This window comes from Enterobacter cloacae complex sp. ECL352 (assembly GCF_020149545.1).
Taxonomy (GTDB): Bacteria; Pseudomonadota; Gammaproteobacteria; order Enterobacterales; family Enterobacteriaceae; genus Enterobacter; species Enterobacter asburiae_B.
In genome coordinates, this window is sequence record NZ_CP083709.1 from 88,418 (window position 1) to 106,498 (window position 18,081).

Annotated in this window: 15 protein-coding genes; 11 read left to right on the forward strand and 4 right to left on the reverse strand. The window is 59.0% G+C overall.

Annotated elements, in window-relative coordinates:
- Positions 1 to 442: 442 nt before the first annotated feature.
- The 8 genes from LBF07_RS00435 (at position 443) to LBF07_RS00470 (ending at position 10,626) form a co-directional block, all read left to right on the forward strand.
- On the forward strand, positions 443 to 2,155 hold the full coding sequence (locus tag LBF07_RS00435; RefSeq protein WP_094935008.1) for an ABC-F family ATP-binding cassette domain-containing protein: 1,713 nt from the start codon (positions 443 to 445) through the stop codon (positions 2,153 to 2,155).
- Positions 2,156 to 2,351: 196 nt separating this feature from the next.
- Entirely contained in the window at positions 2,352 to 3,362 is a 1,011-nt protein-coding gene (gene adhP / locus LBF07_RS00440; protein ID WP_033145630.1) for an alcohol dehydrogenase AdhP, read from the forward strand.
- 149 nt (positions 3,363 to 3,511) lie between these two features.
- The gene (locus LBF07_RS00445; RefSeq protein WP_094935007.1) at positions 3,512 to 5,131 is read left to right on the forward strand and encodes a TIGR04028 family ABC transporter substrate-binding protein; all 1,620 of its coding nucleotides are present in this window, start codon (positions 3,512 to 3,514) and stop codon (positions 5,129 to 5,131) included.
- 10 nt (positions 5,132 to 5,141) lie between these two features.
- The gene (locus tag LBF07_RS00450; protein WP_024909556.1) at positions 5,142 to 6,086 is read left to right on the forward strand and encodes an ABC transporter permease; all 945 of its coding nucleotides are present in this window, start codon (positions 5,142 to 5,144) and stop codon (positions 6,084 to 6,086) included.
- The gene (locus LBF07_RS00455) at positions 6,083 to 6,931 is read left to right on the forward strand and encodes an ABC transporter permease (RefSeq protein WP_094935006.1); all 849 of its coding nucleotides are present in this window, start codon (positions 6,083 to 6,085) and stop codon (positions 6,929 to 6,931) included. Before LBF07_RS00450 ends, LBF07_RS00455 begins: the two co-directional genes overlap by 4 nt.
- On the forward strand, positions 6,931 to 8,538 hold the full coding sequence (locus LBF07_RS00460; protein ID WP_094935005.1) for an ABC transporter ATP-binding protein: 1,608 nt from the start codon (positions 6,931 to 6,933) through the stop codon (positions 8,536 to 8,538). Before LBF07_RS00455 ends, LBF07_RS00460 begins: the two co-directional genes overlap by 1 nt.
- Positions 8,535 to 9,524, forward strand: a complete 990-nt coding sequence (locus LBF07_RS00465) for a putative FMN-dependent luciferase-like monooxygenase (protein WP_126327653.1) — start codon at positions 8,535 to 8,537, stop codon at positions 9,522 to 9,524. Before LBF07_RS00460 ends, LBF07_RS00465 begins: the two co-directional genes overlap by 4 nt.
- Positions 9,525 to 9,534: 10 nt before the next feature.
- The gene (locus LBF07_RS00470) at positions 9,535 to 10,626 is read left to right on the forward strand and encodes an alkylhydroperoxidase domain protein (protein ID WP_094935004.1); all 1,092 of its coding nucleotides are present in this window, start codon (positions 9,535 to 9,537) and stop codon (positions 10,624 to 10,626) included.
- Between the two features lie 6 nt (positions 10,627 to 10,632).
- Here LBF07_RS00470 and araJ read toward each other — a convergent pair whose 3' ends face one another.
- Entirely contained in the window at positions 10,633 to 11,808 is a 1,176-nt protein-coding gene (araJ, locus tag LBF07_RS00475) for an MFS transporter AraJ (protein WP_033145636.1), read from the reverse strand.
- Positions 11,809 to 11,974: 166 nt separating this feature from the next.
- Between araJ and ppk2 the strand changes: the two genes are divergently transcribed.
- The 3 genes from ppk2 to LBF07_RS00490 all read left to right on the forward strand — a co-directional run bounded on the left by ppk2 (position 11,975) and on the right by LBF07_RS00490 (position 13,407).
- Positions 11,975 to 12,793: a polyphosphate kinase 2 gene (gene ppk2 / locus LBF07_RS00480; RefSeq protein ID WP_094935003.1), complete on the forward strand. Its 819-nt coding sequence runs from the start codon at positions 11,975 to 11,977 to the stop codon at positions 12,791 to 12,793.
- A gap of 102 nt (positions 12,794 to 12,895) precedes the next feature.
- The gene (locus LBF07_RS00485; RefSeq protein ID WP_073000601.1) at positions 12,896 to 13,084 is read left to right on the forward strand and encodes a hypothetical protein; all 189 of its coding nucleotides are present in this window, start codon (positions 12,896 to 12,898) and stop codon (positions 13,082 to 13,084) included.
- Entirely contained in the window at positions 13,084 to 13,407 is a 324-nt protein-coding gene (locus LBF07_RS00490) for a CcdB family protein (RefSeq protein ID WP_048976764.1), read from the forward strand. Before LBF07_RS00485 ends, LBF07_RS00490 begins: the two co-directional genes overlap by 1 nt.
- A gap of 71 nt (positions 13,408 to 13,478) precedes the next feature.
- On the opposite strand, the gene fdnI is transcribed toward LBF07_RS00490, so the two are convergent.
- Genes fdnI through fdnG form a run of 3 tightly spaced genes read right to left on the reverse strand, consistent with a single transcriptional unit; the run spans position 13,479 to position 18,071 of the window.
- The gene (fdnI, locus tag LBF07_RS00495; protein ID WP_039262831.1) at positions 13,479 to 14,135 is read right to left on the reverse strand and encodes a formate dehydrogenase-N subunit gamma; all 657 of its coding nucleotides are present in this window, start codon (positions 14,133 to 14,135) and stop codon (positions 13,479 to 13,481) included.
- Positions 14,128 to 15,012 (reverse strand): formate dehydrogenase subunit beta, encoded by an 885-nt coding sequence (gene fdxH, locus LBF07_RS00500; RefSeq protein ID WP_094935002.1) that lies wholly within the window; start codon positions 15,010 to 15,012, stop codon positions 14,128 to 14,130. Before fdxH ends, fdnI begins: the two co-directional genes overlap by 8 nt.
- Before the next feature lie 11 nt (positions 15,013 to 15,023).
- Positions 15,024 to 18,071 (reverse strand): formate dehydrogenase-N subunit alpha, encoded by a 3,048-nt coding sequence (gene fdnG / locus LBF07_RS00505; protein WP_126327662.1) that lies wholly within the window; start codon positions 18,069 to 18,071, stop codon positions 15,024 to 15,026.
- Between the last annotated feature and the right edge of the window lie 10 nt (positions 18,072 to 18,081).

The following is an 18,081-nucleotide window of genomic DNA, read 5'->3' on the forward strand; positions in this document are numbered from 1 at the left end:
CGGGAGCCCGGGTCGCCAGGGTGGTGGCGACTGAGCCACCCTGGCACGTTCACAGGTCATGTCGTTACAGAGTAGCAAGGAACATAAAGTGAACGGAATGACCACTACAGCCGTATGTTCCCCTCACCCTAACCCTCTCCCAAAGGGAGAGGGAATTAGATTCGCCCCCCACTAGCCAAACTCCTTTTCCCCCGCTACACTCCCTTCATCCATTAACCTACTGAATATATAAGGAGGCCAATTATGCTGTACTGTGAAATTTTCAATGTTTCACATACATTTGGTGATCGCACCAGCTCAAGCGTTATCGGTATCGTGCTGCGATAACTTCTGCTTGAGCGAAGACACCAACCCCTGAAATCCCTTCTCTCGGGCTTACTGAGTTATCGTCAGCGATGTTTGACGAGGCATAAACATGCCTGTAACTCTTGGGTAAGCAACAATGAGCACTTTACTCACTGCACAATCTTTACGCGTTGATACGGCGTTTGGCACGCTCTTCGACTCACTCTCCTTTACGCTGAAAAAAGGCGACCGCATTGGCCTGCTGGGCGACAACGGCTGCGGCAAAAGCACGCTGCTGAAGGTGCTGGACGGCACTGACTCCCCCGCCGCCGGAACGGTCGCGCTGGCCGGGCACTGCCTGATGGCGCGCGTGGAGCAACATCTCCCGGACGCCATTTTCCCGTTGACCATGCTGGATGCCGTACTCGCACAGCTGCCTTTAGCCGAGCGCGATAGCCTGCGCTGGAAAGCCGAAACGCTGCTGGCAGGCATGGGCTTCACGCCGCAGGATATGGCGCTGCAATCCGCCACGCTGAGCGGCGGGCAGCACACGCGCCTGCTGCTGGCGCGGGCCCTGATTCACGAGCCGGATCTGCTCCTGCTCGATGAACCCAGCAACCACCTTGATTTGCCGACCATGCTCTGGCTGGAACACTTCCTACAGAACTGGTCAGGCAGCTTCGTGCTGGTCTCGCACGACCGACAGCTGCTGGATGCCGTCACTAACGGCAGCTGGATCCTGCGCGATAAAACGCTGCACTACTTCGCCCTTCCCTGCACGGCAGCCCGCAAGGCGCTTGAAGCAAAGGATGAAAGCGACGCGCAGCGCCACAAGGCGGAGCAAAAGGAGATCGACCGCGTGACCGCCAGCGCGAAGCGGCTGGCGACCTGGGGCAAGGTTTACGACAACGAAGATCTTGCCCGCAAAGCCAAACAGATGGAAAAACAGGTCGAACGGCTGAAGGAGAGCCAGACGGCGCTCACGGCAGGCAGCCCGTGGACGTTAACCCTGCGCGGCGACGCGCTGCGGGCCGACCGTTTGCTGGAAATGGAGAATCACGACGTTCCTCCTGCACCTGGCCTGCCGGCGTTATTCAGCATCGAAATGGCGCGGCTAAAAAGCGGCGATCGCGTGGCGATTGTCGGTCGTAACGGCTGCGGCAAATCGTCGCTGATGAGGCTTATCTGGCAACAGTTTGCCGATGAGTCCGCAAACAGCGGGTTGAAAATCCATCCGCGCGTGTCGCCAGGCTATTACGACCAGACGCTTCACCAGCTTGCGGACAACGCCACGCTGCTCGACGCGCTGGAGCCTTTCGCACCGGATCCGCAGAACCGCAAAATGGCGCTGATAAGCGCGGGTTTCCCGTGGTCGCGTCACGGGCAAACGGTCAGCACGCTCAGCGGCGGCGAGCGCTCGCGCCTGCTGTTCGTTGGCCTGACGCTTGCCCGCTACAGCCTGCTGATGCTGGATGAGCCGACCAACCACCTCGACATGGAAGGCAAAGAGGCGCTGGCGCAAACCCTTCAGCAGTTTGAAGGCGGCGTCCTGCTGGTCAGCCATGATCGTCAGCTAATTAGCCAAAGCTGCAACCGTTTCTGGCTGATTGAAGAGGGAAAGCTGAGCGAGTGGCACGATGCAGAAGCGGTGTTTGAGCGCCTGCGTGAAAGCGCGGGGCTGGCGACATCCACCGCGCCCGCCATCGACGCTGCGACGGTTCAACCCTCGCCGTATGACGATCTGCTCGAACGGCTGGTCGCGCTGGAAGCGCTGCTGGAAGACGATCTGGCGCGTAAGCCGAAGCATCAAAAGCCGCAGCTGCAGGCGCAATGGCGTAAAGAGATTGAGGAGATAGAGGCACAGCTGTAAGTCTGCGCCCGGCGAGTCTCTCGTCGGGCCAGTATTTTCCCCCTAAATTATTAGAGGAACGCCGTATTCTTATTCTGAAAATGGATTAAATAATGACATTATGTTGCCGTTGCCTTGCATTACAGCGCCAAACCACTAATCCTTGAGGAGTATTACACCTGCTATGCAGATACTCATCATGAACAAGGAGATACACATGAAGGCTGCTGTTGTCACTCAGGATCATCAGGTCAATATCACCGAAAAAACCTTACGCCCGCTAAAGCACGGGGAAGCCCTGCTGAAGATGGAATGCTGTGGCGTATGCCATACCGATCTCCACGTGAAGAACGGTGATTTCGGCGATAAAACCGGGGTTATCCTGGGCCACGAAGGGATTGGTATCGTAAAAGAAGTCGGCCCCGGCGTGAAGTCGCTGAAAGTCGGCGACCGCGCAAGCGTGGCCTGGTTTTTTGAAGGCTGTGGCCACTGCGAATACTGTAATACCGGCAACGAAACCCTGTGCCGCGACGTGAAAAATGCCGGTTACTCCGTTGACGGCGGCATGGCGGAAGAGTGCATCGTCACCGCGGATTACGCGGTAAAAGTGCCGGACGGTCTGGAATCCGCTGCGGCCAGCAGCATCACCTGCGCTGGCGTCACTACCTACAAAGCGGTGAAGGTCTCGGGTATCAAACCGGGCCAGTGGATTGCAATTTATGGTCTGGGCGGTCTGGGCAACCTTGCGCTGCAGTACGCCAAAAACGTCTTTAACGCCAAAGTCATCGCTCTCGACGTTAACGACGAACAGCTGAAGCTGGCGGCCAGCATGGGTGCGGATTTAACCATCAACTCCCGCAGCGAAGACGCCGCGAAAATTGTGCAGGAGAAAACCGGCGGCGCGCATGCCGCAGTCGTTACTGCCGTCGCAAAAGCCGCATTCAACTCAGCCGTTGACGCCGTGCGTGCCGGTGGCCGCGTGGTCGCGGTTGGCCTGCCGCCGGAAGCGATGAGCCTCGACATTCCGCGTCTGGTGCTGGACGGCATCCAGGTGGTGGGTTCGCTGGTCGGCACCCGTCAGGATCTGCAGGAAGCCTTCCAGTTCGCCGCTGAAGGTAAGGTGGTGCCGAAAGTCACGATGCGTCCAATCGAGGACATCAACGCCATCTTTAAAGAGATGGAACAGGGCCAGATCCGCGGCCGTATGGTGATCGACCTACGTTCATAATCGTTCATCTTTCATTACCGCTCCTCGCTGGGGCGGTTTTTTTATAGCCATTTTCCGGCAATCCTTATCTTAATTCCTTTGTTCCCTTGTTTTCCCCCGCGCCCGATGATGAATCCGACGCTAACAAGAAGATAACAAAGGAATTCACCATGCAAACCCCATTTCGTCTGCCGCTGCTGACGGCGCTGATTCTGGCGACAACCGCAGCCTGGGCCGCAGATGCGCCCGTCAAAGGCGGCACGCTGATTTATCTGGAGCAACAGGCGCACACCAACCTCTATCCGCCTGCCGGTGGCTTTTACCCGAACGGCGGCATTCTGAATCAAATCACCGACAAACTGACGTGGCAGAACCCAAAAACGCTGCAGGTGGAACCCTGGGTGGCCGAAAGCTGGACCACCAACGCCGATAAAACCGAATACACCTTTAAGCTTCGTCCCGGCATCACCTTCTCCGACGGCACGCCGCTGGACGCCAACGCCGTGGCGAAAAACTTTGATACCTACGGTTTAGGCAATAAGGCGCAGCGCCTGCCGGTGTCAGAAGTGATCAATAACTACGATCGCAGCGAAGTCATCGACCCGCTGACCGTGAAGTTCTACTTCAAAAAACCGTCGCCGGGGTTCCTGCAGGGCACCGCCACCATTGGCTCGGGTCTGGTCTCGCTCAGCACGCTGAAGCGCAACTTCGAAGAGCTGGGAGATGCCCGCCACATCATTGGTTCCGGCCCGTTTGTGGTGAAGGACGAGAAGCTGGGTCGTGAAGTGACGCTCGAAGCCCGCAAAGACTACCAGTGGGGACCGAAAAACCTGGCGCAACAGGGGCCAGCCAATCTCGATGGCATCAAGTTTATCGTGACCCAGGAAGACAGCGTGCGCGTGGGCGCCCTGCTGGCCGGTCAGGCCGACTTTATTCGCCAGGTGCAGGCGTATGACGAAAAGCAGGCGACCGATCAGGGCTATAAGATCTACGCCGCCCCGACGCGCGGGGTGAACGACAGCATCAGCTTCCGCCCGGATAACCCGCTGGTCTCCGATATTCGCGTTCGCCAGGCGCTGCTGCATGCCACCAATGCAAAACAGGTGGTCGAGACCCTCTTCTCGGCCAACTATCCGCAGGCGAAATCCGTGATTGCCGGTTCCGCCGCAGGCTTTGTCGATCTCAGCGACAAATTGACCTTTGACCCGGCAAAAGCCAACCAGCTGCTGGACGAGGCGGGCTGGAAAGCAGGCGGCGACGGGATCCGCGCCAAAGACGGCCAACGTCTGGCGCTGACGGTGTATGAATCCCTGCCGCAGCCGCAAAACAAAGAGGTGCTGCAGCTGGTTGCCCAGCAGTGGCGCCAGGTGGGCGTGGCGCTGAGCGTCAAAGCCGGAGACGCAGGCAGCCGCACGCTGGATAACCTTGACCCGCTGAAAACCCCGTTAACCGTCTCCGAAGTGGGCCGCGCCGATCCGGACGTGGTGAAAAGCATGTTCTACCCGGCTAACCGCGACGCGCTGCTGCAAAAAGGCGGATCCAGCGACAAGGTCAAAAACTTCCGTGACGACAGGCTGAATGCGCTGCTGGTGAACATTTCGGCTGAGGTCGACCCGCAAAAACGCCTGCAGTTGGCGGGGGACGCCCAGCGCTACCTGCTGGATAACGCCTACGTCATTCCGATTTTCGAAGAGCCGCAGGTCTTTGCCGGTGCGCCGTGGCTGAAAGGCGTCAATTTTGAAGCGGTAGGCCGCCCGTCGTTCTACGGCGCGTGGATTGAGAAACACTGAGGAGCTGACGATGCGCCACGCACTTCTTCAACGCTTTGGGCACGGGCTGCTGGTACTGTGGGCCGCCTTTACCCTCTCGTTCGTGTTGCTCCAGGTGCTGCCGGGCGACGCGGTGCTGATTAAATTTCAGAACCCGGACCTGGGCTTAAGCCCGGCGCAAATCGAGGAGATGCGCGTGGCCTACGGCGCGGACAGCCCGCTGTGGCAGCAATACGGCCACACGCTGCTGGCAATGCTGCGCGGGGATTTCGGCTATTCGCTACAGGCAGGCGTGCCGGTCAGCGAGCTGATTGCCAGCAATCTGCCGGATACCCTGAGCCTCGCCCTGCCCGCGTTTGTACTCGCGGTCCTGCTGGCCTTTGCGCTGGCCTTTGCATCGCGTCTGCCGGGTCTGCGCTGGCTGAGCAATACCCTTCAGTCTCTGCCGGTCCTGTTTATCTCCTTACCGACGTTCTGGCTGGGGATTGCCCTCATCCAGCTCTTTTCTTTTCAACTGCGGCTGATCCCGGTGATTAACCCGACGCCGCTGCAGGGGCTGATCCTGCCGATCGTGACCGTCGCGATCCCGATCTCCGCCCCGCTGGCGCAAATTCTGATGCGCAGTCTGGACCAGGTGGCGACGCAGCCGTTTGTCGCCGTCGCCCGTGCCAAAGGGCTGAGTGAAACCGCCGTCCTGTGGCGTCACGTGACCGGCAACGCCCTGCTGCCGGTCCTGAACATTGCCGGGCTGCTGCTGGGCGAGCTGATTGCCGGGGCGCTGATCACCGAAACCGTTTTTGGCCGCAGCGGGCTCGGGCAGCTGACCCAGCAGGCGGTGAATAATCAGGATATCGCCGTGCTTCAGGCGGTAGTGATGATTTCCGCCCTCGGTTTTGTCCTGATCAATCTGCTGGTGGATCTGCTGATGCCGCTGCTGGATCCCCGTCTGCAAACCGTTACCGGAGGTGCATCATGAGTCTGGTCGATTACGCGGCCGCCGCGCGAAAACGCGTTCCTGCCTGGCAGGGAGTGGAATGGCAGCCGGGACTGTGGCTGGCATGGGGGGTGATTATTCTCGCCGCTTTTGCCGCCGTAGCGCCCGGCCTGTTAACCCACTACAGCCCGATTGAGGGCATCGCCGGGGCACAGCGCCTGGCACCGCAGGCCGGTCAGTGGCTCGGGACCGATCAGCTTGGCCGCGATGTTTACACGCGTATCGTTTATGGCGCGTCACACTCCCTGAGCGCGGCGCTGGCCGCCGTGACGATGGGTCTGGTGGTCGGTACCGGCTTAGGGGTGATTGCCGGAGCGTTCGCCGGACGCGTCGAGTCTCTGCTGATGCGCTTCGTCGACGTGTTGCTCTCCATCCCGTCTCTGCTGCTCTCGCTGACGGTGATTATTCTGCTCGGATTTGGCACCGTTAACGCCGCGATTGCCGTCGGCGTTGCCTCCATTGCCAGCTTCGCCCGCCTCGCGCGCGGTGAAGTCGTGCGTATCCGCCATACGGATTATGTCGAAGCGGCGTTTGGCAGCGGCGGGACGTTTTTCGCCGTGCTGTGGCGACACATCCTGCCCAACGCGTTAACCGCCGTCCTCGCCTTTGCCACGCTGCAGTTTGGTCAGGCCATCCTGGCGCTCTCCACGCTGAGCTTTCTCGGCTACGGCACCCCGCCGCCGGTGCCGGAATGGGGCTTACTGATTGCCGAAGGTCGTAACTATCTCTCTACCGCCTGGTGGCTCACCACCTTCCCCGGCGTGGTCGTCATCGCCGTGGTGCTGGCCACCAACCGTATCAGCCAACAGTTCAGCGGAGGTCGCTAATGACCGTTCTCTCAGTGGAAAATTTGACGATTAGCTACCGTTCCGCTCGCCAGTGGCGAGAGGTGGTGCATAACGTCAGCTTCACGCTCGGACGAGGGGAAATGCTGGCGTTCGTCGGCGAATCCGGATCCGGCAAGACGACCACGGCGCAGGCGATCATTGGCCTGCTGGCCGATAACGCCCGGCGCGATGCGGGAAAAATATCGCTCAACGGCGAGGAGATTAGCCGATGGTCCGCGAAGCGCCTCGATACCCTTCGCGGCGCGCGAATTAGCCTGGTACCGCAGGATCCGGGTAATTCGCTCAACCCGGTGAAGACCATCGGGGCGCAGGTCGGAGAGATCGTTCAGCTCCACCAGAAGGTGACCCGCGCCGAGCGCGACGAGCAGGTGCTCGCCCTGCTGACAAAGGTCGGCCTGAGCCACCCCGAACAGCGCATGACGCAGTATCCCCATCAGCTCTCCGGCGGGATGAAACAGCGCGTGCTGATTGCCATCGCGATAGCGCTGCGCCCGGACGTGATCGTTGCCGATGAGCCCACCAGCGCGCTGGATGTGACGGTGCAAAAACGTATTCTCGATCTGCTGGATATCCTGCGCCGGGAGTCGGGTACCGCCGTTCTGTTTGTCACCCACGATCTGGCGCTGGCCGCACAGCGCGCGGACAGGCTGCTGGTGTTTCGCGATGGCGAGGTTCAGGAACAGGGGAACACCGGCGATATCGTCCGCACGCCGCAGCACGCCTATACCCGCCAGCTGTTGAGCGATCTCCAGGGACAGCGCCTGACCATCGCCCCGGTGGCCGGTCGGCCGCTCGCGTCCCCGGCCATTCGCGCCCGCGCCATCAGCAAGCAATTCTCCCTGGGCAAAGGTCATCAGCTTCAGGCGCTGGATCGGGTAACGTTTGACGTCAGGCGCGGCAGCACGCATGCGCTGGTCGGTGAATCCGGCTCCGGGAAAACCACCCTCGCCCGTATTTTGCTGGGGTTTGAACAGGCCGACAGCGGACAGGTCATCATTGATGATATTGATGCCACCGCGCTCAGCCGCGAGGCCCGTCGTCAGCTGCGCCAGAAGATCCAGTTCGTCTACCAGAACCCGTTTGCCTCTCTCGACCCGCGACAGACGCTGTTCGAGATCATCGAGGAGCCCCTGAAGAACTTTTCTCGACTCAGTAAGGCGCAGCGAAAGCTCCGGGTGGAGACGGTGGCGCAGCGGGTTGCCCTGCCCGTCGAACTCCTGACCCGCACCGCCCGGGAGCTTTCGGGCGGACAGCGCCAGCGCGTTGCCATTGCCCGGGCGCTGATCCTGGAGCCGACCATTCTGGTGCTGGACGAAGCCACCTCCGCGCTGGACGTCACCGTGCAGGCGCAGATCCTGGCTCTGCTTCAGCAGCTGCAGCAGCAGCTGGGATTGACCTACCTCTTTATCACGCACGATCTGTCAACCGTCCGCCGGATCGCCCACAGCGTCACGGTGCTTCGCGGCGGTCAGGTGGTCGAACAGGGCGACGTCGGAACCTTATTCGCGTCGCCGCAGAACGACTATACCCGCGAGCTGATTGACGCCATTCCCCATTTTTCACCCGCTACGGAGGAGTTCGCATGACGCGAAAACGCCTGGGATTTTTCACCCGCCTGCTCGACGACGCTGCGCCGAAGGAGCGCTATCGTCTGGCAACTGAACAGATCCGCCACGCCGAACGCCACGGTTTTGACAGCGCCTGGATTGCCCAGCACCACTTCCACGAAAGTGAAGGCGGCCTGCCGTCGCCGCTGCTGTTTCTGGCGCACGTAGCCGCGCATACCGAAACCATCCGGCTGGGCACGGCCATCATCACCCTGCCGATGGAAAACCCGCTGCGCGTCGCCGAAGATGCCGCCGTGCTCGATTTACTCGCCGATGGTCGTCTTGAGGTCGGTTTTGGTTCGGGCGGCACACCGACCTCATTTCTGCCGTTCGGCCTGACGTTCGAGGAGCGCGGCGCGGCGTTTGCTGACCATTTGCATGTTATCCAAAGCGCCTGGCGCGGGGATTCGCTGACCCATCCGGATAACCACCTTTACCCGCCTGCGCCACAGCTTGCCGACCGTATCTGGATTGCCACCTTCTCTGTTGACGGAGCCGTTCGCGCCGCCCGGGCCGGACACGGTTTAATGCTCTCCCGCACGCAGCCGCGCCCGGCAGATCGGCTGGATTTAACGCTCGACGAGATCCAGAACCCGATTGTGGATGCCTACCTTGAGGCGCTGCCTGCGGGCATCGCACCGCGCATTCTGGCCTCCCGTACGGCGTTCGTCGCCGACAGCGACGACTATGCGCTCAGGGTCGCAACGCCGGGCCTCACGAAACAGGCCCAGCAGCATCGCGCTGCCGGGCACGTGGTTAAAGGTGACAACGTCACCGATTATCGCCGCCAGTTTGACGCCCATATTGGTTCGCCCGATACGGTGCTGCATTCGCTGAATGCCGACTCCATTCTCAGGCGCGCCACGGATATCTCATTCCAGGTCCATTCGGTCGAACCCTCGCATCGCGACACGCTGCGGTCCATCGAACTGATCGCCGAACGTATTGCCCCCCACATTCTTTGAGGAGACACCTATGTCGTTAAGTCAGGACATTCTCGCCGAGCTGGCGGAAATTAAACCCGGTTCCCCTCTGGCAGAGGCGCGCGCCACGCGTGATGCCGCCACGCGCCACGCGCAGGGCAGCTACGAAATTCTCTTTAGCCAGCAGAATGCTGATTTTGCACTCGACGAGCGCTTCGCCGTGGCGGCAAAAGTCGCCAGGTGGCACAGCGCGGAGGCGCTGGCCGCGCACTATGCGGGGTTTGGCCTGGCCGATCCCACCTCAGAACGCCTGACCCCGGCGCTGAACTTCGCGCGCCTGCTGACGTTCTCCCCCGTCGAAGCCACGCCCGCAGCGTTAAAGGCGCTGACCCAGGCGGGATGGAGCAAGGAAGGCATTGTTACCCTGGCGCAGCTTATTGCGTTTGTGAGCTTCCAGAGCCGACTCATCACCGGGCTGCGGCTGCTGAATGACAGGCCCGTCGCCAAAAGCGATGCGCCGGTGGCGGCAGGCATCTGGCACACGACCGCAACAACGGTCACCGGAAAGGCGGCCCCCGTCGCGTTCACCCAGCAGGAGCTGGGATGGGAACCGTGGATAGCGGCCAAACCGCTGGCGGATTTCAGTGACGATGAGGTTGCCATCCTGGCGAAATTTGGCCATACCGATTCCGAGTACTTCCGCCTGCTGGCGCGCAACCTGCCGGTGCTTGAACAGCGCACGTTAACGGATAAAGGCATTTTTTATACATCGGGGGGATTGCCGCGCGCCGAGCGCGAGCTGGCCGCAACGGTAGCCAGTAAAATCAACGGCTGCATTTACTGCGCATCTGTCCATGCGCGTAAAGCCAGCCAGCTGTCAAAGGATGACGCGGCGGTAGAAGCCCTGCTGGCCGTGAGGCCGGGGCAGTCCCTGAGCGAGGGGCAATCCGCACGCTGGCAGGCGGAAATCGATTTTGCGGCGGCGCTGTCGGTCACGCCGCCTGCCGCCACGCCGCTGCACCTTGCCGCGCTGGAAAAAGAGGGGCTGGATACCTTAGCGCAGCTCGATCTGGTGCAATCCGCCGCGTTCTTCGCCTGGGCCAACCGCCTGATGCTGACCCTGGGTGAGCCCTGGCTTGCCTGAAGCCTGTCAGGCTAGCGCGCGAGCGTTAGCCTGAGCCCGTCTGGCCCGCAGGTGACCGTAGATCAGCAGTGCACTCATGGCTGAGAAAGAGAGTATTGCCGCCGGCAGCGTGACGTAACGCCAGCTAAAGCCGAGGACAATCATCATTCCGCCAAAGTACGCGCCAATCGCACTGCCGAGATTAAACGCCATCTGTCCCCCTGCCGCCCCCAGCATCTCACCGCCCTTCGCATTTTGCAGAAGCAGAATTTGTAGCGGCGCAGAGAGCGCGAACAGCCCGGCACAGCAGATAAAGCCCATGATCAGCGAGGCCGTTTTCAGTTCACCAAAGGCGAAAAGCAGCAGCAGCGAGGCGACAATCACCATGTCGGTGGTGGCCGCAATGCGCAGCGGGCTAAAACGCCCCGAGAGCTTACCGCTCAACAGATTGCCCAACACCATGCCAAGCCCCATCAGCATCATGATGGCCGTCATCATCCCTTCTGAATAACCGGAGACGTTGACCATAAACGGCTTAACGAAGCTGAACCACGCGAACACCCCGGCGTTGCCAAACATGGTGGCGGCAAAGATCAGCCAGGGTTCTGGTTTTTTCAGAAAGTGGAACTGCTCGGTTAATTTGATTTCTGATGTGTCGCGGATGTCCGGCACCCAGAGCAGAACCGAAAGGATCACCAGCGCATCGAACACGGCAATCAGAAAAAAGGTATAGCGCCAGCTAAACTGGTGCCCGAGCCAGGTCCCCAGCGGAACGCCCATCAGGTTGGCCACGGTCATACCGGCGATCATCCCAGCCACCGCGACCGTCACCTTACCCGGAGGCGCAATTTTAGACAGGATAATCGCCCCGACGCCAAAAATAGCCCCGTGCGGAAAGCCGGAAATCAGCCGCCCCACCGCCAGCCAGAAATAGGACGTGGAAAACGTAAACAGGGCATTGCCGACAGCGGACATCGCCACCAGAAACAGCAGCGTGGTCTTTAACGAAAACTTGCCTGAGAACAGCGCCACAATCGGGGCGCCAATCACCACGCCGAACGCATAAAACGAGATCATATTCCCGGCGGAGGGAATCGAAATACCGGTGTCATGTGCCAGCTCGGTTAACACGCCCATAATGCCAAATTCGGCCATTCCCAGGCCAAATGTGCCAAGCGCCAACGAAAAAATTGTCTTTTTCATACTTCAACCACTGGTTAATCACACGCGACGGACATTATTGAATAATCTTGTATGGTGAGCCAGTTCAAATCCGTTGGCTGGCAGGTTAATCCATTAATTCAGGTGGATTACACTTCATAGTGCGGCCTCGCTTTTTTCCGCGCCGGACAATCTGAGGATGACCATCATGGGAAGCAAAAAGAAAACCAGTGTCGCTGTTGATGTCGTAAAGAATGCTCCGTTAAAGACCAAAGAGTATGAACAAGAGCTACGTCGCCTCCACGTTGAACTGGTTAAGCTCCAGCAGTGGGTCGTCGCCAAAGGGCTAAAGGTGTGTATTGTTTTTGAAGGACGCGACGGAGCGGGTAAAGGCGGCACCATTAAAGCGATCACCGAGCGCGTCAGCCCTCGCGTGTTTCGCGTTGTTGCCCTCCCTGCACCCACCGAGAAAGAGAAAACCCAGCTCTATTTTCAGCGTTATGTTCCCCATCTACCTGCCGCCGGGGAGATCGTCATTTTCGACCGCAGCTGGTACAACCGCGCGGGCGTCGAGCGGGTAATGGGATTCTGCACCCCCGAGCAGGTTGAAAAGTTTCTAGATGGTGCGCCGGTGATGGAAAAAGCGATGGTGGATGCCGGGATTATCCTGCTGAAGTACTGGCTGGAGGTCACGCCTAAAGAGCAGGAGCGCCGCCTGCGCGACCGTATTAACGATGGTCGTAAAATCTGGAAGCTATCGCCGATGGATATTCAATCCTTTAACCTGTGGGACGAGTATACCCTCGCGCGCGACGCCATGTTTGAAGCGACAGATACCGCCTGGGCGCCGTGGTTTGTAGCGCGTTCAGAAGATAAAAAACGCGTGCGTCTGAATATTATTTCTCACCTGCTCACCCAAATTCCCTATAAAGAAATTCACGTCGAAAAGGTGGATTTACCGAAACGTAAAATCGGCAAAGTCAAACCCACAAAATATCCGTTCCGGTATGTGGAGGAGCGGTTCTGAAATTACTGGAATACGCCTCGCAGAATGTAGATTACCAGGGGATACGGTATTGTTTTTTGTTGGCTGCGGTTGATAATGACCGCACCAACAAAGGAGATACTGATGACATACCCAGCAGAGCACACCCCCACCCAACGCATAAAATCGGCAAAACCGTCGAGCAACACCGCACCAGACTCCGCTGACCCGCGTCAGCCATCAGAAGCGGATCGTTCATTTATTCGCTCTATGAATGAGTTTGTCGAAAAACATGGAACCATTACTGATGATGAGTTTTTCAGGGTGCTTTAATGCTGAGACAATTTAATGTTTTCCGAAATACATCTGCGGCCACCCGGGATAAGCTTCCCTATTATATGCTCATTCAGGATGATTGTTATGATGATCTTGCCACGCGCGTCATTGTGCCGCTCGCGAGAAATAATAAATTACCGTTATGGCAGAGCCATCTGGCTCCAGGCGTAAATATCGATTTTGAAACATTTCTGATTTATTCGCCAATGATAACCAACCTTAACAATAACAAAATAAATCCTAAAGACTTTGTTTGTAACTTACGCAACGCACGTCATGACGTTATAGCGGCAGTTGATCGTTTATTGACTAATACATGACGCCAGCCGGTCAGGCATTTGCCCTGTCTGCGCAAGCGCAGCGCCGCCGGGCAAAGCCGACGGCGCAGGTCTTACTTCATTCCTTCCGTGCTTTCCTGTTTCGCTTCCAGTCGTTCCACATCACGATACCAGCGCGGGTGGTGTTTCTGCGCCCAGCGGCGGCTCACCTTCCCTTCAATCATCCCTTTAATCGATCCCTTTACCCAGAACGCCATATACATATGGATCAGGATGGCGTGGATCAGAATGATGGCCGAGGTGGCGTGGATCAGCAGCGCGTAGCGAATCACCTGAATCGGGAAATAGTGCGCAAAATACGGACGCCAGATAATCACGCCGGTCACCAGCAGCACAAAAATCATGCTCATGATGGTCCAGAACATCATCTTCTGCCCGGCGTTGTATTTCCCCACCTTCGCGACCTTATGCTCGTTGCCCTTCAGGACTTCGACGATCCCTTTCACCCACGGGATATCCTGCCTGTCCGGGATGTTGTGGTGGACAAAGCGCACGAACATAAACATCAGCACCACGAAAATCAGCACGCCAAAGAACGGATGCAGAATGCGCCCCATCTGCGGCGTGCCGAAGGTTTCGGTCAGCCACTGCAGCGTCGGGAAGAAGAACGAAATCCCCGATACCGCCACCAGGAAGAAGCAAATCACGACCGTCCAGTGACAGGCGCGGTCAACAAACTTCGTGCGCACGATCGTTTTCGACTTACTCATGATGCTCCTCCTCGTCCTCATCCACCTCTTTGTTTGGCCCGATACCGATGTAGTGATAAATCAGCCCGGCAAAGGTGGCGATAAAGCCCGCCGCCGAGAGCGGCTTAAGCGCCCCTTTCCACAGGTTGATGGAGGTATCGATCGCCGGATCCTTCGGCAGGTTGTGGTACAGCTCCGGCTGGTCGTTATGGTGCAGCACATACATCACGTGCGTACCGCCCACGCCCTGCGGGTTATAAATGCCCGCATTCTCGTAGCCGCGCGCTTTCAGCTTGTCCACGCGTTGTTGCGCCACGTCCAGCATCTCTTTTTTGGTGCCGAAGTGGATCGCCCCGGTCGGACAGGTTTTCACGCACGCAGGCTCCTGCCCGACGCTGACGCGGTCCACGCACAGGGTGCATTTATATACCCGGTTATCCTCTTTATTGAGGCGCGGGATATTAAACGGACAGCCCGCGATGCAGTATCCGCAGCCGATACAGTTGTCCTGCTGGAAGTCGACGATCCCGTTGGCGTACTGGATAATTGCGCCGGCAGACGGGCACGCCTTCAGGCAGCCCGGATCTTCACAGTGCATACAGCCGTCTTTACGGATGAGCCATTCCAGCCTGCCGTTCTGCTCGGTTTCGCTAAAGCGCATCACCGTCCAGGATTTGGCGCTCAGATCCGCCGGATTGTCGTAGACCCCCACGCAGTGCCCCACCTCGTCGCGGATATCGTTCCACTCCGAGCAGGCCACCTGGCAGGCCTTACAGCCCACGCAGGAGGAGACGTCAATAAGCTTGGCGACCTCTGCCTTGTAGTCCCGCGCGCGGGGCGCGGGGGTAATCGGGTTGGTCGCGGAGCGTTTGATAACGTCTTGTGTTTCCATCGCCATTGAATCGCTCCTTACGCTTTCTCGATGTTGACCAGAAACGCCTTGTACTCCGGCGTTTGCGAGTTGGAATCGCCGACGTTTGGCGTCAGGGTATTGGCGATGTAGCCTTTCTGCGCCACGCCCTCAAAGCCCCAGTGCAGTGGGATCCCGACGGTTTCCACCTGCTGGCCGTGCACGTTCAGGCATTGAAGACGACGGGTCACCACCGCCACCGCGCGAATAAAGCCGCGCTTACTGCTTACCTTCACGCGGTCGCCGTTGGCGATGCCTTTCGCCTTCGCCAGCGTCTCGCTGATCTCCACAAACTGTTCCGGCTGCGCGATGGCGTTAAGCCGCGCGTGCTTGGTCCAGGTGTGGAAATGCTCGGTCAGGCGATAGGTCGTCCCTACGTACGGGAACTTGTCCTTTTTGCCTAAGCGCAGGACGTCGTCTTCGTAAATACGCACTACCGGGCTGGAGATCACGTTTGGATGCAGCGGGTTGGTGCCCAGCGGCGTTTCCATCGGCTCGTAGTGTTCCGGGAACGGCCCTTCCGCCAGCTTGTTGAGGGCAAACAGGCGTCCCAGCCCTTCCGGCTGCATGATGAATGGCCCGGTGTTGCTGCCCGGCGCGGCGGTGTTGTAGTCCGGGATATCGTTCCCCGCCCACTTCGCCCCGTTCCACTGGATCAGCATGCGTTTCGGATCCCACGGCCTGCCGTTTACGTCTGCAGACGCGCGGTTGTACAGCACGCGACGGTTCAGCGGCCACGCCCATGCCCAGCCCAGCGTATTGCCCAGCCCGGACGGGTCGGCGTTGTCGCGGTTGGCCATCTGGTTGCCCTGCTCCGTCCAGCTACCGGTGTAGATCCAGCATGACGACGCCGTCGTGCCGTCATCGCGCAGCAGCGCGAAGCTGTTCAGCAGCTGGCCTTTCTTCGCCACCAGGTTGCCGCTGGCGTCATAGAGATCCGCCAGCGCCACGCCGTTGTTCTCTTTGGCGACTTCCTCTGACTCAGGATGGTCAGGCTGCCTGTAGCTCCAGCCCATCTTCAGCAGCGGCTCAGCGCCCTTGCCGCCTTCGATGCGGTACATTTCGCGCAGGCGATGGTAAATCCCGGCCAGGATCTCGCCGTCGTTACGCGCTTCGCCCGGCGCATCCTGGCCTTTCCAGTGCCACTGCAGCCAGCGGCCGGAGTTGGCAATAGAACCGTCCTCTTCCGCAAAGCAGGTGGACGGCAGGCGGAACACTTCGGTCTGAATCGACGCCGGATCGACATCGTTCGATTCCCCATGGTTCTGCCAGAAGGTGGACGTTTCGGTCACCAGCGGATCGATAACCACCATGTACTTCAGCTTGCTCAGGCTGCGAACGACTTTATTTTTGTCCGGGAAGGAGGCCACCGGGTTAAAGCCCTGGCAGATATACCCCGTGACGTCGCCCTTATCCATCATGTTGAAATACTTGATGACGTCGTAAGCCTGGTCCCACTTCGGCAGCCACTCAAAGCCCCAGTCGTTCTCCTTCTGCGCCGCGTCGCCGTAGAAGGATTTCATCAGGCTGACGTAGAACTTCGGATAGTTGCTCCAGTAGTTCACCTGGTCCGGCAGCGTCGCTTTCGGCGTATTGGCCTCAAGATACGTTTGCAGGTCGGCCTGCTTTTCCGACGGCAGCGTCAGGTAGCCCGGCAGGCTGGTGGAGAGCAGACCGAGGTCGGTCAGCCCCTGAATGTTGGAGTGCCCGCGCAGCGCGTTTACGCCGCCCCCCGCCATGCCCATGTTGCCGAGCAGCAGCTGGATCATCGCCATGGTGCGGATGTTCTGCGCGCCGACGGTGTGCTGCGTCCAGCCCAGCGCGTACAGGAACGTCGTGGTTCTGTCGGCGGCGCTGGTGGAGGCCAGCACTTCACACACCTTCAGGAAGTCCGCTTTCGGCGTGCCGCAGATGTTTTCCACCACCTCCGGCGTATAGCGAGAAACGTGCTGTTTCAGCAGGTTCCACACGCAGCGCGGGTGCGTCAGGGTTTCATCACGCAGCGCATAGCCGTTTTCATCGAACTGATAGTTCCAGGACGTTTTATCGTACTGGCGTTTTTCGGCGTCATAGCCGCTAAACAGCCCGTCATCGAAGGCAAAATCATCCCGCACCAGCAGGTTCGCGTTGGTGTAGTGCTTAACGTATTCCGCGTTAATTTTGTTGTTTTCGATCAGGTACAGCAGCACGCCGGACAGGAACGTAATGTCCGTACCGGAGCGGATTGGCGCATAGATATCGGCCACCGATGCCGTACGCGTAAAGCGCGGATCGACGACGATAAGCGTCGCATCGTTGTTGTTTTTCGCTTCCATCGCCCAGCGGAACCCCACCGGATGGGCTTCCGCGGCGTTACCGCCCATCACCACCACGACGTTAGCGTTTTTGATATCAACCCAGTGGTTGGTCATCGCACCGCGACCAAATGTTGGAGCAAGACTTGCTACCGTTGGTCCGTGTCAGACGCGCGCCTGGTTGTCTACCGCCAGCATGCCGAGAGAGCGCACAAATTTTTGCGTCAGCATGCCGGTTTCATTACTCGCCGCAGACGCGCACAGCATCCCGGTGGAAAGCCAGCGGTTAACCGTTACGCCCTGGGCGTTCTTTTCAATAAAGTTGGCGTCGCGGTCGGCTTTCATTAATTTGGCAATACGGGAGAAGGCCTCATCCCAGGAAATACGCTGCCACTTGTCGGAACCCGGCGCGCGGTATTCCGGGTAGCGCAGGCGGTTTTCGCTGTGAACGTAGTCCAGCAGCCCCGCCCCTTTCGGGCAAAGCGCTCCGCGGCTCACCGGATGATCCGGATCCCCTTCAATATGGTAAATCGCTTCTCTGGCGTTCTTCGCGCCATCGCCCAGGCTATACATTAAAAGCCCACAACCTACGGAGCAGTATGTGCAGGTGTTACGGATCTCTTTTGCGCGCAGCAGCTTATAGTTGCGTGCCTGAGCCAGCGCCATTTTGGGAGCAAATCCCAGCATGGCTGCCGTTGTTCCGGCCATACCGCCCGCGCAGATTTTAAAAAATTGTCTGCGGCTGACGTCCATTGTTGTCCTC